The organism is Clostridium sp., from assembly GCF_016650035.1.
Classification (GTDB): Bacteria; Bacillota; Clostridia; order Clostridiales; family Clostridiaceae; genus Clostridium_AD.
On record NZ_JAENWM010000018.1, the window covers coordinates 1 to 21,671 of the forward strand.

Sequence of the window (21,671 nt, forward strand, 5' to 3'; positions counted from 1 at the left end):
GAATTATACACAAAATGAAAAGATTATGTCAATAACAGAAAGAACTTTAGTCATAGGAATCCATATTGCAAAGAATGTTCAGTATGCGAGGGCATTTGACTACAGAGGTATTGAACTAGGAAAAGTAAGATTCTTTGAAAATACAGCTGAAGGTTTTAGGATATTTGAGGATTGGATGAAATCATTGGCCAGTCAGAAGCAAAAAAATAATATAGTTGTTGGAATGGAGCCTACCGGCCATTATTGGTTTAATCTAGGCCACTTTCTAAAGGATTTAGGAGTGAAGCTAGTTCTTGTAAATCCATTTCATGTTAAACGAAGCAAAGAACTTGATGATAATTCTCAAACTAAGAATGACATTAAAGATCCTAAAACAATTGCTAAGTTAGTGATTGAGGGTAGATATTTTGAACCTTATATTCCCGAAGGGATATACAGTGAATTGAGAGTAGCTATGGATATGAGAGAAGGACTTGGGAAAAATCTCAGCAAAATAAAAAACAAGGTGACACAATGGCTTGATAAATATTTTCCAGAGTTTAATGATGTTTTTGTTGATTGGGAAGGTAAAGCAGCATTGATAACTTTAAAGGAATTTCCAACACCAGAAAAAGTTTTATCAACAGGTGTTCAACAAATAATTCTTGCATGGAGAAAAGAAGTTAAACGTGCCGTAGGCAATCAAAGGGCTGTAAGGCTTATAGAGGCAGCTAAGATTTCTATTGGAATAAAGGAAGGTCTTAGGATGGCTGAAAAAGATCTTATAGTTAATTTAGAACAATATGATTTATATAGTAGACAACTTAATCTCTTAGAGTTAGAAATTGAAGAATTGGCACTACAAATACCAGGGGCCAAGGAAATAATAACTATTAAAGGTGTAGGCATAATTACTGCTGCTGGATTCATCGCAGAGGTTGGTGATATTAAAAGATTTACACATCCAAGTCAAATACAAAAACTTGCAGGATTAAATTTAATTGAGAATAGTTCAGGTAAGCATAAAGGTAAAACAAGAATAAGTAAAAGAGGTCGGTCAAGACTACGAGCACTGCTATTCCGGGTAATGATGCCCTTAGTTGCTAAAAACTTAGAGTTTAAGATGCTACATGAACACTATAAAAACAGAAAAGACAACCCGTTGAAGAAGAAGCAATCGTTGATATTACTATGTTGTAAGCTAATAAGGATTCTATACACAATTATGATAAAACAGGTTGAATATAATCCACAAAAACTAATACTAGATATATCAAATCTACAATTAAAGGAAGCTGTTTAGTAAACTTATCCACAATACAACAGAATTAAGACTTATCGTAAACTTATCCACAGCTAATCAAAAGCTTATTCTTAAGTTATAAAGTGTGGAAAACAATAATAACTCATAAAATTTAGTGTTGATCTTTGAAAAAAAGAAACTTGGATTAGTCAGTGTTTATTTCCTCCATAAGGGCATAGACCCGGTATACGAGCATGTACTGACATCCGCCTCTTGGATAAACGGAACGAAGGAATTGAGGACATAGATCCTGTGAGACATAGAAGGGTAAGTTACCAGAGTAATTGCGGATACCCAAAGTAACCATATTTTAACAATAGACAGTCAGTCTGTTAAACTTACCTACCTATGCCCATTTCTTTACAAAAATCATAAATTTATCTAAATCGTTTCTTTTTAACATAATGAAATACTAAGAATGAGTGAGGTATCAAGAGAAAATCAAAGAACATAGAAGAAGGAGGTTATTTATAAGCCGATTTTAACACAAGCCCCAGAGAGTGCATATCCTTTTGTAACAGATATATATGTATCTACTGCCTTAGAAGAGAAGGCTACTAAGGTAGGAGCAGAAACAGTGAAGGTTAATGTTCTCTTTAATAAAGATATGAATAAAGATGTTCAGCCACAAGTAAGCTTTGGACCGGCGTTCCCAATTACAGATTATACTGTTCATCCTGGATATCAGCTGTTCCGCGTAGCAGGAGCACAGGCTTCAGATGATCCATAGCAAGCTCAGCCAAGGCCTCGCAAGGACCCCTGGGGGTAACCCGAATGGTGTCGAAATTAGAGACCATGAACTTTAAGAAGAGTAGAAACAAAAAAACTTGGAGATAGCCATGAATGGGAACTACTGAAATTTATAGAAATATATAATTTCGGTGGTTTTTTCGTTGTTAAAGGCTGATTTAACGACGTTTATAGAATATTAATTAACGTTGTTGGATAAATAATGCATAAGGTAATAAAAGAGGTTATAATATATTAAGAAGAGTGATGTGGAGGAGATATTATAAAACAGTGAAATTTGTACTGAACTTCATAAGTGAGATGTATAAATGAATTTTAATACATAAAGTCGATTGACTTTTGCAAATAGTATGTTATAATTTGATTATAATAGAGTTGGAGGTGTTTTTTATGATAAGGGAAGCCATTAAATATTTAAATAACTGGAAGGATGGAAAACATAGAAAGCCTTTGATAATTCGTGGAGCAAGACAGGTAGGAAAAACATGGATTATGAAGGAGTTTGGAAAAACGCGTTATGAAAAGCTTGCATACATAAATTTTGATAACAATGAACGAATGGAAAGCTTGTTCAGTGGTAATTTTGATATATCGCGAATAATAATAGCTCTGCAAATAGAATCAGGAGTTAAAATAGAATGCAATAATACCCTAATCATTTTTGATGAAGTACAAGAGGTGCCTCGAGCATTAACTTCATTAAAATATTTCTGTGAAAATGCACCACAGTATCATATAATTGCAGCTGGCTCATTACTTGGTGTAGCGCTCCATCCTGGTACATCATTTCCTGTAGGTAAGGTTGATTTTATGGACTTGTATCCGCTTAACTTCATAGAATTTTTAAATGCCACTGGTAATGAAAATTTAGCAAGTCTGTTACAAACTAAAGATTTTGAGCTTATTACAAGTTTTAAAGGCAAATACATTGACCTTTTAAAGCAATATTATTATATTGGTGGAATGCCTGAGGTTGTCAGCAACTTTATTGAGACACAGGATTATACAACCGTGCGTGAAGTGCAAAAACGTTTACTAATGGCGTATGAACAAGATTTCTCTAAGCATGCTCCAAATGAATCGGTACCAAGGATACGTATGCTTTGGGCATCCATTCCAGCCCAACTTGCAAAGGAAAATCGAAAATTTGTATATGGTCTTGTTCGTCAGGGAGCAAGAGCAAAGGAGTTTGAACTTTCGATGCAATGGTTACTGGACTGTGGCTTGATTTACAAAGTAAGTCGGATAACAAAGCCAGATATGCCACTTATGGCGTATCAGGATTTTAATGCATTTAAGCTGTATATTTTAGATGTAGGCCTATTGTCAGCTATGAGCGGACTGGATATAAAATCATTATTAGAGGGTAACAGTATTTTTGAAGAGTTTAAGGGAGCACTAACAGAGCAATTTGTACTTCAGCAATTAATAACAAATAAGGATATAACACCTTTCTATTGGACTGCTGAAAAGTCAAATGGTGAAGTTGATTTTGTTTTTCAGAGTGGCATGAATATTATTCCGCTTGAGGTGAAGGCTGCTGAAAATCTCCAAGCCAAAAGCTTGAAAAGCTACTGTTTAAGGTATAATCCAAAGGACGCAATTCGCACATCAATGTCCGATTATAGAAAAGAGGAGTGGCTAACAAATCTTCCGCTTTATGCAATTAATAGTATTTTAAATGTTATAGCAAGTAGCAAGCATTAAATTAGGGTGACAGGCAGAGCGCCAAGATTAGCAAGCTCAGCCAAGGCCTCGCAAGGACCCCTGGGGGTGACCCGAATGGTGTCTAAATTAGAGAGTATGAACTTTAGGCTGGTAGAAATAGAAAAATAAAAAAAAGTAGAAGCAAAAAAACTTGGCGATAGCCATGAAGGGGAACTACTGAAATTTATAGAAATATATAATTTTGGTGTTTTTTTTGTCGTGAAGTACATTTTTCAAGACATCATTTTAATGGTTAAAAAGTATTGTATTATAAAGTGGAAATCATTGTGATATAGTTAGAAAGAGTAGAATAAGGTATAAGAAAGACTTATTTAATACGTAGCTATATTGGCAAGAGATAAATTATTATAGGTTGATAAGGAAGAATGAAGATGTTATAATTAACCTACATAAAAATCAAAATAGTGGTGGTGATTTAGAATGGAAAATGAAACAAAGAAAATGTTTGAAATGTTAATGGGAAAATTAGATACTATATCAGAAAGCCAAAAGAATATGCAAATAAGGCAGGATGAAATATTTTCTGTTGTAAAGGCTATTGAACATAGTAATACTACACATAAAGCGGAGATTGATAATATTATTTATAAAGTTGCACATACAGAAGGAACAATCAATAAGATAGGCAATGTGATTTCTGAAAGCAGAGTTGTAAAATAGCAACAGAGTTTAGAAGCAAGCTCAGCTAAGGTTTCGCAAGGATCCCTAGGGGTAACCCAAATGGTGTTGAAATTAGAGACCATGAACTTTAGGCTGGTAGAAATAGAAAAATTAAGAAAAATAGAAACAAAAAAACTTGGCGGAAGCCATGGGATTGCAACTACTGAAATTTATAATTCCAGTAGTTTTTTCGTCGTTAAGTGGGAGCTGTACACAAAAATTTTAAAGCTCCTAGTTATTATTACCCCACAAAATATTGTTAATATTATTATTGTGGGGTATAATGATAATAAGGGAGGTAGTTGCTTTGAGTTTATTGCGAGATATTATTTTAGAGGAATCCAAAGAAACATTTTAATGCAACAAGAATATGAAACTAAGATTAATGAACTTCCTAAAGGAACAATTGTTATAAAGAAAGTAAGTAATCATGAATATTACTACTTGAAATATAGAGACGGTAAAAAGACTGTTACTGATTATCTTGGAAGAGATGAAAAGAAAATTGATGAGACAGAAAAGAAGATTAAAAAGAGGAAACATTTTCAAAATATGCTTGCTGAGTTAAAAAAGGAAAATATATTAATACAAAAGGTTACAGGAGGATGCGTATGATTGTATACCATGGTAGTAATGTTGTTGTTGAAAAAGAATTTCAAGTTATTCTACAAGTGATTGTCTCTCGCTTGGTACAAATGGTTGCAAAAGAGATGAATATTTCTGATAAAGATGCATTAAATAGCCTTTACTCATCAAAGCTCTATGAAAAGCTAGAGCAAGAGGAGATGAAAGTCTGGCATTTAAGTGTGCCTACTCTTTATAGTCTCTATATTGAAGAAACAAAAACAGGGACAATTGTTTTCCCAGAGGAGGCATAAAAATGGAAGAAAAATTAGATTTTTTAGTATATTGTATAGAAAACTATAAAAATGAAAAAGGTCTGAAAGGCAAGGAAGTTTTAGAGTTTTTTAATAGATATCGTGTTTTCGATTACATTAATGCGAGCTATGAAGCTTTGCATACCACTGGAAGAGAATATATTATAGAAGACCTTAACATTTACATTAATGCAAGGCAAAAGGTTGATTCAGGGGTTGTGTAAGCCACCTAGTAAATGGGGATGCGGCGAGCTAGGCGAAGATGGACCATCTGATGCGGATTTAGTAGAAGAGTTTTCCTCTACTACTCAGAACATGAAAAGATATATTATATTTACAGGGAAATCAAAACCCAATAAGCACTGATATAACAGCGTTTAAGCAAATCAACTTACTAATATCCATAAAATAACATATCGTTTAATTATAAAGTTAATATGTCCGGTTTGTACTAATACGTATTAGCCCTCTTCATATTTTTTTAATAATTTGTAGAATGTGTTCCTTTTAAGTCCTAACAGATTCATAGCTTTTGTTCCTGTTAGTACCCTTGTCCTATACTGGCTATATATTTCAAACCAGTTATTTGGATAACGTATAGCCTTTCTACCCTTATATACTCCATTCGCTTTTGCTATTGCTATCCCCTCACGTTGACGTTGTAACATATTTGCTCTTTCAAAAGTATTAATAGCATTAATCATAGTTAACATTAATTTTCCGGTGGCTGTGTTAGTGTCGATATTCTCTTTGCTGCTTACTAGGTGTATTCCTTTTGATTGTAGCTGCTCGACTATATTTAACAGATCCTTTGTACTTCTTGCTAACCTATCAAGGCTATGGATATATATTGTATCGTCCTTTCTAGCAAATTCTATCATTCTTTTTAATTCCGGTCTATTTGTACCTTTAGCACTAACCTTTTCACTAAACCAATTATCTATATCATATTTCGTTAAGCATTCTAGTTGGCTGCTTTTGTTCTGCTGAGTAGTTGATGTTTTTATATAAGCTATATTCATATAAAGACCTCCTAATAATGTAATTATATACCAAGAGTTTGTTTAGTGTAAAGGACATATACAAATAAATGTTTGTTAATTATAAAAACAACTCTATACAAATACATTTGCAAGAATATAAAATTAATATGTCTAGCTCTGTTAATCTTTGAACACCAGCTTATTATATTAGTGGCCTTTATAATTATAACTAAATTTAACTCAATTCTTACTATGACTTAAATTCTGTACGAGGTCAGCCAAGGCCACGCAAGGGCAGCCGAGTTGTCGATAAAGACCATTGAAATATATAAAATAGTTTTTAGCTCAAAATAACATTTCTTATTTAAGAAAAGTTGCACTTGGTATATAATATACAATATAGTTAATTTAAACTTAGTTTACATTATCATTTGTTTTCAAGGAGGAAATTATGAAAAACAGAATTTTATTAACATCTAAAACTGAGGATAATATAAAAGCACTATATAATTATTATGAAAAGAATATTAAAAAAAATCGACCTGATATTATAGTTGAATATAGTAGTTTTTATAAGTATAGAAACGTGAAAATTCTACACTATCTTATAAGAGCAAGTCAAATGTTAAAGAATTATTCTGTTGTTGTTTCTGATTATACAAGTAGCGTTTTTTCTAAGGCTCGTAATGGCGTTTATATGAGTCATGGGTATGGAACCAAAAAATCTCCAGGGAAAAATGAACTGGGTAATAAAAAAGATATGGATATGTATAAGGGTATCAGAACTAACATAAAAAATGTAGTAACGCTTTCGGAAAGAGACAGCACGTATTTTTTAAGATCTCCTGAACTTGATAAAAGCCCTTACCCAAATTATATGCCCCTTGGATTACCAAGGAATGATATGCTATTTGACGCAGAAGGTATTTCTGCCTGTAGAGAAAAATTTGATATCAAATATAATAGTAAAGATAAAAAAATTCTATTGTTTTGTCCAACTTGGAGAGGATACAAAATAGATAAGGAATTCCCTTTTACTTCAGAAGACTGGATGAAACTTGATAAGTTTATGGGAGAGAATAACTTTAAAATGATTTACCGTCCTCACTATTTTGAGAGATTAATAGAGGATAAAGTTTTTGATGATATGAAGAACATTGTAACCATAGATTTTGATGAACAAATGTCCACTCAAAGTATCCTTGCGGTAACTGATATGCTGCTCACTGATTATAGCTCAATTTATGTAGACTACTTATCACTAAACAGACCAATTTGTTTCTTACCATATGATAAGCTACAGTATGATGAAGTGCGAGGATTAGCTATAGATTTTACCAATAACTTAGATACACCGGGTCCTAAACTCGCGTGCATAGATGATTTAATAAATTATATGAAAGATACTTACAATGATGACAAATATATAGATATTAGAAAAGCTTCACAAAAAAACTTCTATCAGTACTTAGATGGGAATAGCTGTCAAAGGATCTGGGATTTAATATTAGGTTTTGTAGATGAAAAATAGGAGGTAGATATTAATGAATATTGCTATTATACTTGCAGGTGGAAAAGGTACTAGAATGGGTATAGTTGATCAACCTAAGCAATTTATTGATATATATGGTAAACCAATAGTTGTACACACTATTGAAGCATTTGATATACATGAGCAAATAGATGCAATAGCTGTGGTTTGCCTTAAAGAATGGCATGAAGATATAAAGATTTGGACTAGAAAGTTTGAACTTAATAAAGTAAGATGGATAGTTGACGGTGGAGAAACAAGACAGGAATCCGTTTTAAATGGTCTAAGGGCAATTGAGGAAGATGTAAAACCTGACGATATTGTAGTTATTCATGATGCTGCAAGACCATTAATTTCCCATAGGATAATAGTTGGAAACATTGAAGGAGCCAAGGAATATGGTGCAGTAGATACTGTTATTCCTACGTCTGATACTATAATTCAAAGTGTTGACGATAACACTATATCTTCAATACCTGTGAGGAAAGAATTGTACATAGGGCAAACTCCTCAAAGCTTTAAATACTCAACTATATATGATGCTCATAAAAGTGCAGCTAAATCGAAACTTCAAGATTCTACTGATGACTGTAGATTAGTACTTAATTATGGAGAAAAAGTTCATCTAGTGGCAGGAGACAAATTGAATTTTAAAATTACTACAATGGAAGATTTACTTCTATTGAAATCAATAATTAAAATGAGTAAATTGGAGAGAATATAATGTTAACTAGAGGTTTTAAAATAGTTCAATCTAAGAGATTTGAAGTTTACATAGAAGACTTAGAAGTAAATGTAGGAGATGCAGTAGTAAAGATTGATACAGCAGCTGTGTGTAAAGCTGATTTAAGATATTATCTAGGTACTAGAGACGCTCGAACACTTGATCTTAAATATCCAATAAACCTAATACATGAGGCTATAGGAACAATAGTTAAAGATCCTTCCAATACTTTTGAAAAGGGAGATAAAGTTGCCCTAGTGCCAAATATTATGCCTTTAGCCCAGAATCAAGACGAGAGTGAACAAGCTTTGCGCGCAAATAAAAGACTAGGAGAAAACTATTCACCTAAGGCGCTATTTGCATCAAGTACTTATAATGGATACTCTAAGGATTATATTGCATATCCAGCCCGCAATCTTGTTAAGATAGAAAATAGTATTGACTCTAATATCGCAGTGTTTTCAGAACTTATTTCTGTGGCGAATACAGCAATCCGTAGAATAGTATTAAAAGATGAAGATGTTGTAGGTATTTGGGGCGACGGGATACTAGGGTATATATTATGCTGTGTACTCAAACAATTGCATAATGGGCCTATTATAGTGATAGGACATAATAGTGAGAAACTAGATATGTTTGAAGGGGTAGAAACACTCCTATCCAGTGATCCAAGCATTAAAAAGAAAAGCATTAATGTTGCTTTTGAATGTATTGGTGGCATAGCGGCACAAGGTGGAATTGAACAAATTTTGAGCACTGTAATCCCAGGGTCTAAATTAGTTTTAGCAGGAGTATCAGAAAATCCTGTAGAAATTAATACCCGCAAGATATTAGAAAAGGGACTAGCAATTTATGGAGTTACAAGGAGCAACGTAGAAGATTTTAAGGTTGCAGCAAGGTTACTTAAAAAAACGGATTTTAGGTCAGATATTTCGAAACTAATTATAGATGCAGAACCTATCTATGGAATTAAAGATTATTATAGAGTATTCGAGGCAGAAGCAGAAAGCAAGAGGCTTGGGAAACATATTATGAATTTCAAATTTTAAAGCAAAGAGGAATTTAAATGAATATAAAAAAAGCACTTAGAGTAATATTTGTAGATTTTTTAGGGTTATTAATTGGTGTGTTAGGTGGACTTTTGCTACCTAAAATTTTTGATAAACCATCATATGCTTATTTAAAGACATTTACCTTGTATATTTCATATGCAGGGATGTTTCATTTTGGATTTTCAGACGGATTGTATTTAATATTAGGTGGAAAAAATATAACAGACATAAAAAAAGAGAAAATAAAAGGCTATTTCTATACTCTGCTAAAGATGGTAATGATTGCAGAAGTCGTGTTATTTGCTATTTCAATGTTTGTTGTAAAAGATATGATATTCAAATATTTTGTTATCTACATACTACCGTTTCAGGTTGTGTTATTTGTATCTCTTTTATATAGGGCTACAGGTGAGTTTAATAAATACATGGTAATTAGAATAGCTGTTAATGTACTAAATCTAGCTTCGATTCTTACAGTGGTATTAATAATAAAATCCCCACTTGCGTTTATGAGAGTTCAAGTTATTGGATATATGGTTATAGCTATTACTTGTGGAACGCTAATTGTCTTGTCTACTAAAAAGACAGAAAAAATCAAATTTTCAGAAGTGAAATCTATAACAACAATGGGTTTTACTATAATGATAGCAAACGCAGTAAGCCTTCTATTTGTTACTATGGATAGGTGGTTTGTAAAAATAAAATTTACAGTTGATGATTTCGCCGATTATTCCTTTGCGGTTTCAATGTTAAGCTTATTTATTGTTTTAATAAATTCAGTTACAATTTTATTTTATCCATATTTGGCAAAGAATACTGGGAACCCTAAGGTCGTCTCGAAGGTTAAAAAATATATCATATTAATATGTAGCTACGCACCGGCGGGTTTCTTTGTATTGGAATTTATAACAAGAGGCTACCTACCTAAATATGTACCATCCCTAGAAATACTGGGAATTCTAATAGTAGGTATACCATTCATTACCTTAACAAATGTTTTGTATGCAAATCTTTATAAAGTCGGCAAAAGGGGTAAGGAGTATTTAATTGTAGCCACTAAAATGGTAGCATTGGCATTTGTTTTAAATGCATTTGCAGCATATGTATTAAAAGATCCTGTACAAATTGCATATGCTACACTTGTTACATTAGTTGTATGGTATGTATATTCATCAAAGGATTTTAAGGGACTTGAAATACACAGAAATGAAATAATCCATTTTATAGTATATATTTTGTGTTATAGAATAATTAAAATAATTCCCTTCCCACCATTAATTAAAGCGGTTATGTTTATCATTAGTATGTTGATTTCAGAATACATATTATTTAATGGTGAGATAAAAGATATTATGTTGTTGATTTTTCATAAAAAAAACACTGAGTATTAGTATAAAATAAGAGAATCCTTGCATAAGGTATATGCAAGGATTCTTTTATTTTATTAACAAACTTTTATACTAAGTAGGCTTAAAAAACTCAAATCTAATAATCCTGTTTAAATATATGGAATATTATTCAAGCATTTATTATAGACTGATTAGTATAGTACAAGCTGGGCAACAATCTTAATATATAGAAAAAATAAGAGGGACAGGGTGGGGGATATAATGAAGAAGATAAAAGTTATAGTTGGAATAGATAAAGTTAAAACAGATAAAAGTAAACTTAAAAAAGGTGATAAACGATTGATTGCTTGCGGCAAAAATTTTTAGAAGGTTACAATTCGCTGAAAAAATATGTACATGAATAGAGTAACAGCACAGTTTAAAAAAAGTGCCCTTTTAAGGGGCACTTTCCTAAGCTACATCAATTATACTAGTATCAGTAGTAACTACCTTAGCATCTTTCTTGCCAATTGAGTTCCCATTAGCTGATTCAAAGATGTTCTTTGCGATGATTAAATCCATAAGAGCATTTACCTCAGATTCTGTAATAGTTGGAACTCCATCTCCGTCAGCTTTGATATCATCTACAGTTAACGTGAAATACTTACCTTCTGTTTCTGTTAAAAATCTCATAACTAATTTATGCATATCACTTTTCCTCCTTTAAATTATTTGATCTGGATACTTTAAATACGCTTATTCCATAACTAAGTTGACCTCATCTTCTCTGTCTAGTCTGAATAATGGATAAGTTTTGAGACTAGAGATAGCTTCTCCAACAGCAAAAATGTCCTCGTCCACTGCTGCAACTTTTAGATTACTTAATCTCTTTGTTGCATATTTGTCTTTACCTGCGCTGTCAACGCCTACCTTCATAGTAAGTTTTAGCGCACTGGCTACCTTTGTTGATACAACTGCCATTTAAATCACTCCTTCCTTCATTTTGTTTTCATTAAGTATATATGTCCTTTAAAAGTTTTGTGCGAAATTTATTGAAATACATGGATTTATATAAGTGCCTTTAGTTTTTTTAGGGCTTTTTTCTTAAGTCTTGCAAATTGATGGTAACTTTTATCACTATCACAAGCTATTTCTCTAAGGGATTTGTCCAAAATATAGTATTTTTCTATTATTTCTCGCTCTAATGGATCTAGTGTAGCAACCGCCACGTACAATTTTTTCACTTCATCGTATGCTATAACCTCATCCTCTAAGGTAAACTCATAATTACCTGAACGATCCAAGTCTAGCATATCAATAGTGGGAACTTCTCTAAAATGTTTTATCTGTCCTTTTAGAAGTGCTTTATAGTTCATTTTTATGGCATTGATACAATACCCGTTAAAGCTGTTACTACCTAGCTTGTACATATCTATGGCTTTAATAACTGACAAATACCCGTGTTGTACTAGATCTGATGTATCATAGCTTGGGATGTGATATCTTGTAGATTCTTTGAATATGAAATATTTAAACTTTTCTATTATTTCTTCTGTAGCTCCGAACTCTCTAGCTTTAGCCTTTTGAATAAGTTTTTCCATATTGTGCACCACCTTTAATTTATTTAACTCCATTATTCTAAATCATTGTCCATATGTCCTAATAACTTTTTTTCTAGGTCATCAAAATCATAAGTTCTTTGTTCGTAATCGCAGAAACTACCTTTTTTAACGTTTTGAGTGTGATTACTAGTATTTTTACTTACCCACTTTTTTTGATATGCTTTTACTTCATCACAAGTTGTTATGCCAAGACTTATCCAGCTGCTTAAGATTTTAGAAATATATTTAATGGTCCGTGCATCGTATTTTACAGCCTCTTCTATTGCCATAATAATAACTTCGCTAGGCACATGGTTTGTAAACTCTAATATTTTTTCATAGTCTAGTGAAGTGATAGCAGGTACATTTTCTTCGAATATTTTAATTACTTCTTCTATTTCTTTTTTATTTATTACTTCTTCCTTTTTACTTATTACTTCTTCTCTTTTACTTACAAGGACCTTGCAAGCCCCTTCGGATTTTTTTATATTTGTATTTTTCAAAATATTTTCAGAACTATCCTTAAATTTAAAGTTTTCAAAAATTTTATCTACATCTAACCCAATTTCCTGGCATTTGTTAAATAGTACTTTAACAAATGCCTTATTCTTAACTTTTAGTAATTCTTTTTGAATACATTTTACGGTGTTAATACTTCGAGGAACATTGTATTTTATCCAATTAATAACCATAAGCTCTTTGGTTTCATCACAATATAAGATTTTTTTGTAGTCACAGAATCTTTGAATTAGTTTTTCTACAGTTTCTCTGTTGTATCCGCAATCTGTCTCAATAGTTATTTGAGAAATTTCGTAAATTCCAGACTGCGTTGATTTTGGATTAGATATTAGGTACAAATAGAAGTATTTCTCCTCTGGAGTAAGTTCAAGTACAAAGCTATCGCTCCAGAACTCTGTATAAAGCTGTCTATATTTTGCCATTATTTATTCCTCCATTCGTATTAGTTTTAAATTAAACATCAAGTTATTTTTAATAAGGCGTCCAATCTTGATCGTTCTCAGAGAATATATGTTCAACTTTTAGTCCGAAAGCATTAGCTATTATTTTCCTGTTTTCAGCTCGTGGATAGTGTTTCCCAGTTTCCCACTCCCAGTAATTCTTAGGACTGGTAAAGCATTTTTCCCCTGCTAAAAGCTGACTCCATCTATTGCCTACTCTAAAAATTCTAATTTTTTCATTCCAAAGGAGTTTATTATACATTTCTTTAACCATTTTTTACACCGCCATCGTTTATTTTGTAGTTTATTAACTTATTTGTTAAATATATCATAGAAGAATTTATCTGTAAATTGTACAAATGGTCGTAAACAATTACATATTATTACATAATCGATTATTTACTTGTTGCTCCTTCAGTTTAAGGATACATTACCGTTATTTTCGTTTATTTATCAAACCATTTATAGCAAGATTTGGACATCGTTAGGTAACTTTAAGAACTTATTATATGATTTATTTGAAATTACGTAAAATAAAATATATTATATAGTTATAGATGTAATTATGAAATTTTTAAGGAGGAGAACATGAAAGGTGTTATTTTAGCTGGTGGTTCTGGTACAAGACTATATCCAGTAACAAAAGTAGTTTCTAAACAAATATTGCCAATATACGATAAGCCGATGATATATTATCCATTGTCCGTATTAATGCTTGCAGGTATAAAAGAGATATTAATTATAACAACACCAAGAGATGTAGTTACTTTTGAAGAGTTACTAGGTGATGGAAGTGATATAGGGCTTAAACTACAATATGCTGTTCAAGAATATCCAAGAGGGCTTGCAGATGCATTTATAATTGGAGAAAGTTTCATAGGGAATGATAAGGTAGCATTAGTACTTGGAGATAATATTTTTCATGGTTACGGGTTTACTGAAAGATTAATGAGGGCATCACAAAGAGAAGGAGCAACTATATTTGGCTACCATGTAAGTAATCCTAATGAATTTGGTGTTGTTGAATTTGATAAAGATAATAACGTAGTATCTATAGAGGAAAAGCCTAAAAATCCAAAATCAAACTATGCGGTTCCAGGCCTATATTTCTACGATAACGATGTAATAGATATAGCCAAAAATGTTAAGCCTTCGGTTAGAGGCGAAATAGAAATTACAGCAGTGAATAATGAATATTTAAGTCGAGGAAAGTTGAAAGTTGAGCTCTTTGGAAGAGGGATGGCATGGCTAGATACAGGAACTCATAGAGGACTCCTGGATGCGGCTAACTTTGTTTACGCTATTCAAACTAGACAAGGATTATATGTAGCTTGTATAGAAGAGATAGCTTATAGAAAAGGATTTATAGATCGAGAGCAAATTTTGAAATTAGCAGAACCGTTAGTGAAGACAGAATATGGTAAATATTTAATGCAAATTGCTTATGAGGAGTGAAATAATCATGAAAACTTATTTAGTAACAGGTGGAGCTGGATTTATAGGTGCAAATTTTGTTCATTATATGTTAGATAAATATTCGAATATAAAAATTATAAACTTAGATAAATTAACGTATGCAGGAAATTTAGAAAATTTACAAGGTGTAGAAAATAATGAAAACTATTCCTTTGTTCAAGGGGATATATGTGACAAAGAGTTAGTAGAAAAATTATTTAAAGAAAATGATATTGATTATGTTGTGAATTTTGCAGCAGAATCACATGTAGATAGAAGTATAAAAGAACCAGCAATATTTGTAAAAACAAACGTTTTAGGTACAGTAAATCTGTTAAATGTAGCTAAAAATTCATGGAAAACTCAAGGTGGTTTTAAAGAAGGTAAGAAATTCATGCAAGTATCTACGGATGAAGTATATGGTTCCCTTGGAGAAACGGGATTCTTCCTTGAGTCAACACCACTGGACCCACATAGTCCGTATTCTGCGAGTAAAACAGGTGCAGATTTAATGGTTAAAGCTTATTTTGATACTTATAAGATGCCTGTAAATACAACTAGATGTTCAAACAACTATGGACCATATCAATTTCCAGAAAAACTAATACCACTTCTAATAAATAACTGCTTAAGTCATAAAAATCTACCAGTATACGGTGATGGAATGAATATAAGAGACTGGTTATATGTTGAAGATCACTGCAAAGCTATAGATATGGTTATAAAAGGTGGTAGAGTAGGGGAAATTTATAACGTAGGCGGACATAACGAGAGAACTAATATGCAAATAGTTAAAACTATTATAAGTTATTTAAATGAAAATGCTGATAGTGAAATAACAGATAAACTAATAACTTATGTTGAGGACAGAAAAGGGCATGATAAGAGATACGGAATAGATCCAGCTAAAATAAAAGAAGAACTGGGATGGTATCCTGAGACCACCTTTGAAGTGGGAATAAAGAAGACAATAGAGTGGAATCTAGACAATAAACAGTGGATGAATAACATTACAACTGGTGAGTATCAAAAGTATTAGTAGATGAAGAGCTATGGTATGAAAACTTATTAACTGTAAATATTACTTGTGTTTTGTAATCATTATATATATCCTTAGTATAGAGATTTAACAAAATTGTTAAATTAAACACAAAATCATCAAAATAATTTTGTAATATTCCAAATGAGGTGGCAAAGTGAATTTATATTTAAGATTTTCATTTTTATTAACATGTATTTTTATTATAGGGTTACCTTTAATTCCTGAAGGAATTAGGTTTAAGGGTGTGACATATACTAATTTGATTTTAGCGTTAATAATTTTTCTATACATTATTAATTTGGTATTATCTAAAAGTGCTAGAAAAAAATTTACTTATAGTATTGTGAATTTCTTTACTGAAAAGTTGAGTGTGTTTATGGTCATATTGTTGGGTATAATGCTTATATCTACTATTTATGCAGTAGATAAAAAAATAGCATTAAGTGAAAGTGCAAGATTTATAACTTATATATTTGTGTATTTTATTATAAAATATGAGTTTAATAATGAAAAACAAATCAATATCTTATTAAAATGTTATATATTTATTTCTTTTATTTTAAGTTGTATAGGAATTGTACAGTGGGTTACAGGCTTCGCACTGAATGAAACATTTAAAAAAGCATATGAAATGGGAGAAGGGTTAAGGATAACTTCGACACTTTCTAATCCCAATGCTTATGGTGCTTATTTAATATTAATAATTTTTCCAGCAATTATGTTAAGTGTTTATGAAAAGAATAAAAAAAAGAAAATATTTTATATATTACTTTCAATTTTAGTGATTGCTAATTTATTAATGACTTATTCTAGAAATGCATTATTAGGATTAGGATTAGGATTATTAATTCTTACGATAATTTATAGCATTAAGTTGATTTTTGCTCTTGGTGGGTTGGGTATATTAATTTCGTTGATACCTTCTGTTTCTCAAAGAATTAAAGGCGTTGTTGATTTATCTCAAAATGAATTAAGAATTAAGCTTTGGAAAACAGCTTTATATATGATTAAAGAACATCCAATTCTAGGTGTTGGTAATGGAAATTTTGTAACTAGATATAACGAATACGTAAGTAGGTATAAGGAACTTAAATATTACGCATATCAGAATTATCCAACCCATAATTCGTATTTGAAATTACAAAGCGAATTAGGTATAATTGGAATAATTTCTTTCTTAGGAATCATAACAATGACGCTATTTAAAATTAAAAAATTATATAGTACAACTAGGGATAAATTTCATAGACCATTTTATATTGGCGTAATGGCAAGTATGATTGCTTTCCTATTTATGAATTTGTCAGATAATTTATTTTTTACTCCTAAAGCAACTACTTATTTTTGGTTTTTATTAGCTACTGCTGAAGCATTATTGAAACCTCGTCAAGTGAATTTATAAGTTGAATTTAAAAAAATGATTGTCTCATAATTAGGGACAATCCATTTTGTTTTAGAGGGGGATTTCGGGTAACTGAAGGTTGTAATAAAGTGTCTTAAAATATATAATGGTGTATGATGTGTAAACAAAAGTTATAAGTATATAATAAAAATGAGAATCGTATATAGACTGTGTAAATAGGGTTGTTTGGGGGAGATAGAAAGTTGATTACTAAGTATGATGATGAAATGAGGTATTACTGGGAAGGTGTAGAAAATGAATTTTGTTTAGATAAGGATGCAATGTGTAGAGATGGTGTTGATGATACCGATTTTGTAGTTGTAAGATATATGAAACTAAAAATGTTAATTGGAAATATAAAGATAGCCAAACTAATATTGACTGGAGTAGTAAATATATGGTGGTTGTTACATATTGTTATATCGATATATTGTTTTTTTGTATTGTTAAATAAAAAGTTATTTTTAACTAAGGAGACAAACAAAGTTGAAGACACTAAGAAAATATTCATAATTAGTTCCATGGCTTCACTAAAGAATCTCAAGGAGAATTTTCGTGGACAACAATTTAAGGCGATTAAATTTCCATGGATAAAAGTTGGTTTAGATACCCCAATTGAAGTACTTAACTTTTTGAGCTTTTTAACATATAGAGATTTAGTGTTAATTTTATGGAAAAATATATATGTAAAAAAATATTATAAATCTAATTTAAAAGCTTATAATAAATCTATAATTCTCCAAACGTATCACTCTTATAATTGGTTAGCTATTTATAGTGCATTAGAAAATATAAAACCAGAGGAAATTTGGTTTGTAAACCATTATGATAGATGGGCAATTATGTTTGATAGGGTTACATTTATATTGAATAAAAATCAGGTACAACATGGAATACTAAATGAAGATGTGAAGATTGTAAATAAATTGAAAAACATTAAAAAATGTTATTGTTTAGATGATAATTCAAAAAAAATATTTTGCTTAAATTATCATTTAAATAAGCATACAGTATATGAAATCTTTAAGAAGTATTTTGAAACGACAAAAATTTATGATGGAAGACAAATATTATTTATTGGTGGCCCTTATGATTCCAATAAAGAGCTAGAACTTATTAATATGATTAAAGTTAGATTCGTAGATTTCCTTATAATTATAAAACCACATCCTGTATATTCAAGTAAATTTTACGACAGCGTTGTAAATGGAAATGTTGTACTTTATAAGGAAAAAAATATATTCCCAAGTGTTGATATAGTTATCTCTTACCAATCTACATTAGGATTTGAATATCATGATAAAGGTATACCTGTAATATTTCACGATAATATAGCAAATGAAAAAATTATAGCAAAATTGGACTTTATGATAGGGTTTCAAGAAAAGTAAAGACATTGATAATCTTAGACAAAAATTGATCGAAGATAGGGTGAATATATGAAAAAAAAATTAATACCTTTTATAACTTTTATAACGTTACAAATAGTCATGTTGGTTTTATATAAAACAGCTTTTATTTCTCCATTGATATTTACATGTTTTATCTGCATTTTATATGCTGTTTCGTTACCAAAATATCTTTTTTCACCGCAAAACATTATTTTTGCCTATTATTTTTTATGGTATGGATTAGCTCCTGCTTTCGCGCTACGGTTTCAAAGCTATACATTTACAACAAAAGAAGAAAAGCTAGCTTATTTAATGTTGTTTTTTACTTATGGAGTATCCATTGTGTTTCTTACTTTATGCGAGTCTTTTTTTAATGAGCGAGCGCAATTAAAAAAAATACAAAATGAAAACTTTGACAAAGAAAAAATAGGAAAAATTATTAAAGTCAGTGGAATCATTACGTTAATTTCATTAGTAGTATTTATATATGAAACTGGTGGAATTAGTTATTGGATTATGGATTCAAAAATGGCTTTTTTAACAAGACAAGGAGCAGGTGCTATTTATTTGGCTTTCACGCAGTCGCTCATGATATTTGCATCCGCATACGGATGTCTATTATATAAAAATAAAAGCAAATTATCATTTGTGGGTTTTACCGTATTAATATTATTAATGTATCCATTTATAGGTTCAAAAGCAAAAGTAATTTTGATTATTTTTATTGGTTACGGTTTATTTATAATAAACAAAAAAATAATTAGTAAATGGACATTTGTTTCTATAATTTCTTCGACAATTATTTTTTCGATTGGTATTTTTCAGAGAAACATTGGAATGAAATTTGCGGAGTTTCTTCCTTATACATTAAACTATTTCAATACTTATGAGATGTTTGTTACTTTACTTAGAGATTTCAAACCTTCATTTTTGAAGACTTTTTTCTTGCCCTTTAATAAAGTTTTTCTGATATTTGGTAGATATAATACTGTTCCTTTTCATGATATGAGTTCTTGGTTGACATCGATATATTATCCAACAAGCTGGGCAATTGGGGCCACTGAGCAGTGGCCTATTGAAGCGGATTTATATATGAGCTTTTATTTCATACTAGGAATCCCCATTTTATTAGCATATCTCACGTGGATTTCATACGCATTTTATATGGCTAGAAAGAGATATTTATCGTGGGTACTGATTTATATTATGGAGTTTGTTTTTATACTTTCACATTATCGAGGTGGGATACTTATATGGTGGTACCTATATCTAATTCCATTTTATATTTTAGTTATAGTAGTATACGGAAAAATGAATATACCAGTCGATAAATAAAAGACAAAACTATTCATATCAGAATGGAGATTTATTATGAGAAAAACTACGTTTATTATAATGCTAATAACAATATTATCGAAAATATTTGGACTTGGAAGAGAAATAACATTATCATATTTTTATGGCGCCACAAATATCAGTGATGCTTATTTGATTTCTATGACAATTCCAAGTGTGATATTTGGAATTATTGCAGCGGGCTTAGCTGCAGGCTATATTCCTATGTACAATAGTATAGAACAAACCGATGGAGAAATTGAAGCTAACAAATTTACAAATAATCTTATTAATATCGTATTAGTAATATGTTCGATCATAGTTTTAATTGGAGTTTCTTATACAAATCAAATTGTAAAAATATTTGCTTCAGGATTTGGAGTGGAGACAATAGCTTTAACAGCTAGGTTTACAAAGATTAGTTTGCTATCTATATATTTTACTGCGATTGTAGCAATATTTACAGGCTATCTTCAGATGAAAGAAAATTATATTATTCCAGCTTTGGTTACATTGCCGTTGAATTTTTTTGTCGTAATATCAATTATATTAAGTAATAAAAATAATATTTTGGTGCTTGCAATAGGATACGTAGTAGCAACTGCGGCCCAAGTGGTTCTGATGGTACCCTACTTACGAAAAAGCAAGTATAGGTATAAAAGAATTTTTGATATAAAAGACAAGAATATAATTAAAATGGCACATATAGTCACACCAGTAATTCTTGGAATCTGTGTTAATCAAATTAATGTACTGGTTGATAGAACTATAGCTTCACGAGTAACTATTGGAGGAGTTTCAGCTCTTAATTATGCAAATAGACTTAATGGGTTTGTAATTGGAATATTTGTACTATCCATTGTTACGGTTTTATATCCGATGATATCAAAGATGGCTGCACAAAATAATATTAAAGACCTAAAAAAACACCTTTCTGAAGCCATAACAGGAATAAATTTATTAGTTCTTCCAGCAACGATTGGGTCTATGATATTTGCAGTTCCTATTGTTTCAGTTTTATTTGGGCGTGGAGCATTTAACCCTAGTGCTGTATCGATGACATCTTCAGCACTGCTATTCTACTCAATAGGCATGGTGGGGTTCGGTCTGCGCGAGGTTTTATCAAGAGCCTTTTTTTCCTTGCAAGACACTAAAATACCGATGATTAACGCGGCAATTGGTATGGTCTTAAATATTATACTCAATATAATTCTTTCAAGATATTTAGGAATAGGTGGACTAGCTTTAGCAACGAGCATTTCAGCATTATTTACAACAATTTTATTATTCATCAGTTTGAGAAAGAAAATAGGTTCATTTGGAATAAAGCAAATATCTATTTCATTTTTAAAAATCCTATTTGCTTCATCAATTATGGGACTATTATCCAAAATAACTTATAATTTCATAACAAAATCATTTAGTCAAAGCATTTCACTATTAATAGCTATGGTTATAGGAGCTGTATCATATTTTGTAATTATCTACTTTATGAAGATCGAGGGTATTGATGTCATAGTAGGGAAAATTAAAATGAAATTAAGGAAAACAGTGACATAAACTAGGAGGA

24 protein-coding genes are annotated in these 21,671 nt (G+C 30.9%); 18 read left to right on the forward strand and 6 right to left on the reverse strand.

Going from position 1 to position 21,671, the window contains the following annotated elements; all coding sequences use genetic code 11:
- The 8 genes from JJD95_RS06175 to JJD95_RS06210 all read left to right on the forward strand — a co-directional run.
- Window positions 1–1,282, forward strand: a 1,282-nt coding sequence (locus JJD95_RS06175; RefSeq protein ID WP_291641418.1) for an IS110 family transposase, incomplete at its 5' end; no start/stop codon positions are given.
- A gap of 577 nt (window positions 1,283–1,859) precedes the next feature.
- A complete protein-coding gene (locus tag JJD95_RS06180; RefSeq protein ID WP_291641420.1) occupies window positions 1,860–2,012 on the forward strand; it encodes a hypothetical protein in 153 nt (50 codons plus the stop codon).
- Window positions 2,013–2,422: 410 nt separating this feature from the next.
- A complete protein-coding gene (locus JJD95_RS06185; protein WP_291641421.1) occupies window positions 2,423–3,739 on the forward strand; it encodes an ATP-binding protein in 1,317 nt (438 codons plus the stop codon).
- A 441-nt stretch (window positions 3,740–4,180) separates the two neighbouring features.
- Entirely contained in the window at window positions 4,181–4,420 is a 240-nt protein-coding gene (locus JJD95_RS06190; RefSeq protein WP_291641423.1) for a M domain protein, read from the forward strand.
- Between the two features lie 60 nt (window positions 4,421–4,480).
- Window positions 4,481–5,035, forward strand: a complete 555-nt coding sequence (locus JJD95_RS06195) for a hypothetical protein (protein WP_291641424.1) — start codon at window positions 4,481–4,483, stop codon at window positions 5,033–5,035.
- On the forward strand, window positions 5,032–5,298 hold the full coding sequence (locus tag JJD95_RS06200; RefSeq protein ID WP_291641426.1) for a hypothetical protein: 267 nt from the start codon (window positions 5,032–5,034) through the stop codon (window positions 5,296–5,298). Before JJD95_RS06195 ends, JJD95_RS06200 begins: the two co-directional genes overlap by 4 nt.
- Before the next feature lie 2 nt (window positions 5,299–5,300).
- Window positions 5,301–5,522 (forward strand): DUF3791 domain-containing protein, encoded by a 222-nt coding sequence (locus tag JJD95_RS06205; protein ID WP_291641428.1) that lies wholly within the window; start codon window positions 5,301–5,303, stop codon window positions 5,520–5,522.
- Entirely contained in the window at window positions 5,515–5,664 is a 150-nt protein-coding gene (locus tag JJD95_RS06210) for a hypothetical protein (RefSeq protein ID WP_291641429.1), read from the forward strand. Before JJD95_RS06205 ends, JJD95_RS06210 begins: the two co-directional genes overlap by 8 nt.
- Before the next feature lie 95 nt (window positions 5,665–5,759).
- Here the strand turns inward: JJD95_RS06210 and JJD95_RS06215 are convergent, their stop codons facing one another.
- Window positions 5,760–6,320 carry a recombinase family protein gene (locus tag JJD95_RS06215; protein WP_291641431.1) on the reverse strand — a complete coding sequence of 187 codons (561 nt, stop codon included), beginning with the start codon at window positions 6,318–6,320 and terminating at the stop codon, window positions 5,760–5,762.
- A gap of 412 nt (window positions 6,321–6,732) precedes the next feature.
- On the opposite strand from JJD95_RS06215, the gene JJD95_RS06220 reads away from it, so the two are divergent.
- The 4 genes from JJD95_RS06220 to JJD95_RS06235 are packed head-to-tail and all read left to right on the forward strand — an operon-like array spanning window position 6,733 to window position 10,979.
- Window positions 6,733–7,812 (forward strand): CDP-glycerol glycerophosphotransferase family protein, encoded by a 1,080-nt coding sequence (locus JJD95_RS06220; RefSeq protein WP_291641433.1) that lies wholly within the window; start codon window positions 6,733–6,735, stop codon window positions 7,810–7,812.
- Window positions 7,813–7,825: 13 nt separating this feature from the next.
- Window positions 7,826–8,536 carry a 2-C-methyl-D-erythritol 4-phosphate cytidylyltransferase gene (gene ispD / locus JJD95_RS06225; protein WP_291641435.1) on the forward strand — a complete coding sequence of 237 codons (711 nt, stop codon included), beginning with the start codon at window positions 7,826–7,828 and terminating at the stop codon, window positions 8,534–8,536.
- The gene (locus JJD95_RS06230; RefSeq protein WP_291641437.1) at window positions 8,536–9,585 is read left to right on the forward strand and encodes an alcohol dehydrogenase catalytic domain-containing protein; all 1,050 of its coding nucleotides are present in this window, start codon (window positions 8,536–8,538) and stop codon (window positions 9,583–9,585) included. Before ispD ends, JJD95_RS06230 begins: the two co-directional genes overlap by 1 nt.
- Before the next feature lie 17 nt (window positions 9,586–9,602).
- Window positions 9,603–10,979, forward strand: coding sequence for a hypothetical protein (locus tag JJD95_RS06235; protein WP_291641439.1), 1,377 nt, complete (start codon window positions 9,603–9,605; stop codon window positions 10,977–10,979).
- 408 nt (window positions 10,980–11,387) lie between these two features.
- Here JJD95_RS06235 and JJD95_RS06240 read toward each other — a convergent pair whose 3' ends face one another.
- From JJD95_RS06240 to JJD95_RS06260, 5 genes are all read right to left on the reverse strand, one after another.
- Entirely contained in the window at window positions 11,388–11,624 is a 237-nt protein-coding gene (locus JJD95_RS06240) for a DUF2922 domain-containing protein (protein ID WP_291641441.1), read from the reverse strand.
- 48 nt (window positions 11,625–11,672) lie between these two features.
- Window positions 11,673–11,897 carry a DUF1659 domain-containing protein gene (locus JJD95_RS06245; RefSeq protein WP_291641443.1) on the reverse strand — a complete coding sequence of 75 codons (225 nt, stop codon included), beginning with the start codon at window positions 11,895–11,897 and terminating at the stop codon, window positions 11,673–11,675.
- 86 nt (window positions 11,898–11,983) lie between these two features.
- Entirely contained in the window at window positions 11,984–12,517 is a 534-nt protein-coding gene (locus tag JJD95_RS06250) for a sigma-70 family RNA polymerase sigma factor (RefSeq protein WP_291641445.1), read from the reverse strand.
- 32 nt (window positions 12,518–12,549) lie between these two features.
- On the reverse strand, window positions 12,550–13,458 hold the full coding sequence (locus JJD95_RS06255; protein WP_291641447.1) for a DnaD domain-containing protein: 909 nt from the start codon (window positions 13,456–13,458) through the stop codon (window positions 12,550–12,552).
- Between the two features lie 49 nt (window positions 13,459–13,507).
- A complete protein-coding gene (locus JJD95_RS06260; RefSeq protein ID WP_291641449.1) occupies window positions 13,508–13,750 on the reverse strand; it encodes a helix-turn-helix transcriptional regulator in 243 nt (80 codons plus the stop codon).
- A 314-nt stretch (window positions 13,751–14,064) separates the two neighbouring features.
- Here JJD95_RS06260 and rfbA point away from each other — a divergent pair, with 314 nt between their 5' ends.
- From rfbA to murJ, 6 genes are all read left to right on the forward strand, one after another.
- On the forward strand, window positions 14,065–14,931 hold the full coding sequence (rfbA, locus tag JJD95_RS06265) for a glucose-1-phosphate thymidylyltransferase RfbA (RefSeq protein ID WP_291641451.1): 867 nt from the start codon (window positions 14,065–14,067) through the stop codon (window positions 14,929–14,931).
- Window positions 14,932–14,938: 7 nt separating this feature from the next.
- Window positions 14,939–15,970, forward strand: a complete 1,032-nt coding sequence (gene rfbB / locus JJD95_RS06270; RefSeq protein ID WP_291641453.1) for a dTDP-glucose 4,6-dehydratase — start codon at window positions 14,939–14,941, stop codon at window positions 15,968–15,970.
- 157 nt (window positions 15,971–16,127) lie between these two features.
- Window positions 16,128–17,375, forward strand: coding sequence for an O-antigen ligase (locus JJD95_RS06275; protein ID WP_291641455.1), 1,248 nt, complete (start codon window positions 16,128–16,130; stop codon window positions 17,373–17,375).
- Window positions 17,376–17,578: 203 nt separating this feature from the next.
- Window positions 17,579–18,766 (forward strand): hypothetical protein, encoded by a 1,188-nt coding sequence (locus JJD95_RS06280; RefSeq protein WP_291641457.1) that lies wholly within the window; start codon window positions 17,579–17,581, stop codon window positions 18,764–18,766.
- A gap of 48 nt (window positions 18,767–18,814) precedes the next feature.
- Complete coding sequence (locus JJD95_RS06285) at window positions 18,815–20,101, forward strand: O-antigen polymerase (protein ID WP_291641459.1); 1,287 nt, start codon at window positions 18,815–18,817, stop codon at window positions 20,099–20,101.
- A 36-nt stretch (window positions 20,102–20,137) separates the two neighbouring features.
- Complete coding sequence (gene murJ, locus JJD95_RS06290) at window positions 20,138–21,661, forward strand: murein biosynthesis integral membrane protein MurJ (protein WP_291641461.1); 1,524 nt, start codon at window positions 20,138–20,140, stop codon at window positions 21,659–21,661.
- Window positions 21,662–21,671 lie beyond the last annotated feature (10 nt).

Coding starts and splice junctions, on each gene's coding strand:
- JJD95_RS06185 (WP_291641421.1), top strand. CDS start 2,423: ATGATAAGGGAAGCCATTAAATATTTAAATAACTGGAAGGATGGAAAA.
- JJD95_RS06190 (WP_291641423.1), top strand. CDS start 4,181: ATGGAAAATGAAACAAAGAAAATGTTTGAAATGTTAATGGGAAAATTA.
- JJD95_RS06195 (WP_291641424.1), top strand. CDS start 4,481: ATGGTGTTGAAATTAGAGACCATGAACTTTAGGCTGGTAGAAATAGAA.
- JJD95_RS06200 (WP_291641426.1), top strand. CDS start 5,032: ATGATTGTATACCATGGTAGTAATGTTGTTGTTGAAAAAGAATTTCAA.
- JJD95_RS06205 (WP_291641428.1), top strand. CDS start 5,301: ATGGAAGAAAAATTAGATTTTTTAGTATATTGTATAGAAAACTATAAA.
- JJD95_RS06215 (WP_291641431.1), bottom strand. CDS start 6,320: ATGAATATAGCTTATATAAAAACATCAACTACTCAGCAGAACAAAAGC.
- JJD95_RS06220 (WP_291641433.1), top strand. CDS start 6,733: ATGAAAAACAGAATTTTATTAACATCTAAAACTGAGGATAATATAAAA.
- ispD (WP_291641435.1), top strand. CDS start 7,826: ATGAATATTGCTATTATACTTGCAGGTGGAAAAGGTACTAGAATGGGT.
- JJD95_RS06230 (WP_291641437.1), top strand. CDS start 8,536: ATGTTAACTAGAGGTTTTAAAATAGTTCAATCTAAGAGATTTGAAGTT.
- JJD95_RS06235 (WP_291641439.1), top strand. CDS start 9,603: ATGAATATAAAAAAAGCACTTAGAGTAATATTTGTAGATTTTTTAGGG.
- JJD95_RS06240 (WP_291641441.1), bottom strand. CDS start 11,624: ATGCATAAATTAGTTATGAGATTTTTAACAGAAACAGAAGGTAAGTAT.
- JJD95_RS06245 (WP_291641443.1), bottom strand. CDS start 11,897: ATGGCAGTTGTATCAACAAAGGTAGCCAGTGCGCTAAAACTTACTATG.
- JJD95_RS06250 (WP_291641445.1), bottom strand. CDS start 12,517: ATGGAAAAACTTATTCAAAAGGCTAAAGCTAGAGAGTTCGGAGCTACA.
- JJD95_RS06255 (WP_291641447.1), bottom strand. CDS start 13,458: ATGGCAAAATATAGACAGCTTTATACAGAGTTCTGGAGCGATAGCTTT.
- JJD95_RS06260 (WP_291641449.1), bottom strand. CDS start 13,750: ATGGTTAAAGAAATGTATAATAAACTCCTTTGGAATGAAAAAATTAGA.
- rfbA (WP_291641451.1), top strand. CDS start 14,065: ATGAAAGGTGTTATTTTAGCTGGTGGTTCTGGTACAAGACTATATCCA.
- rfbB (WP_291641453.1), top strand. CDS start 14,939: ATGAAAACTTATTTAGTAACAGGTGGAGCTGGATTTATAGGTGCAAAT.
- JJD95_RS06285 (WP_291641459.1), top strand. CDS start 18,815: ATGAAAAAAAAATTAATACCTTTTATAACTTTTATAACGTTACAAATA.
- murJ (WP_291641461.1), top strand. CDS start 20,138: ATGAGAAAAACTACGTTTATTATAATGCTAATAACAATATTATCGAAA.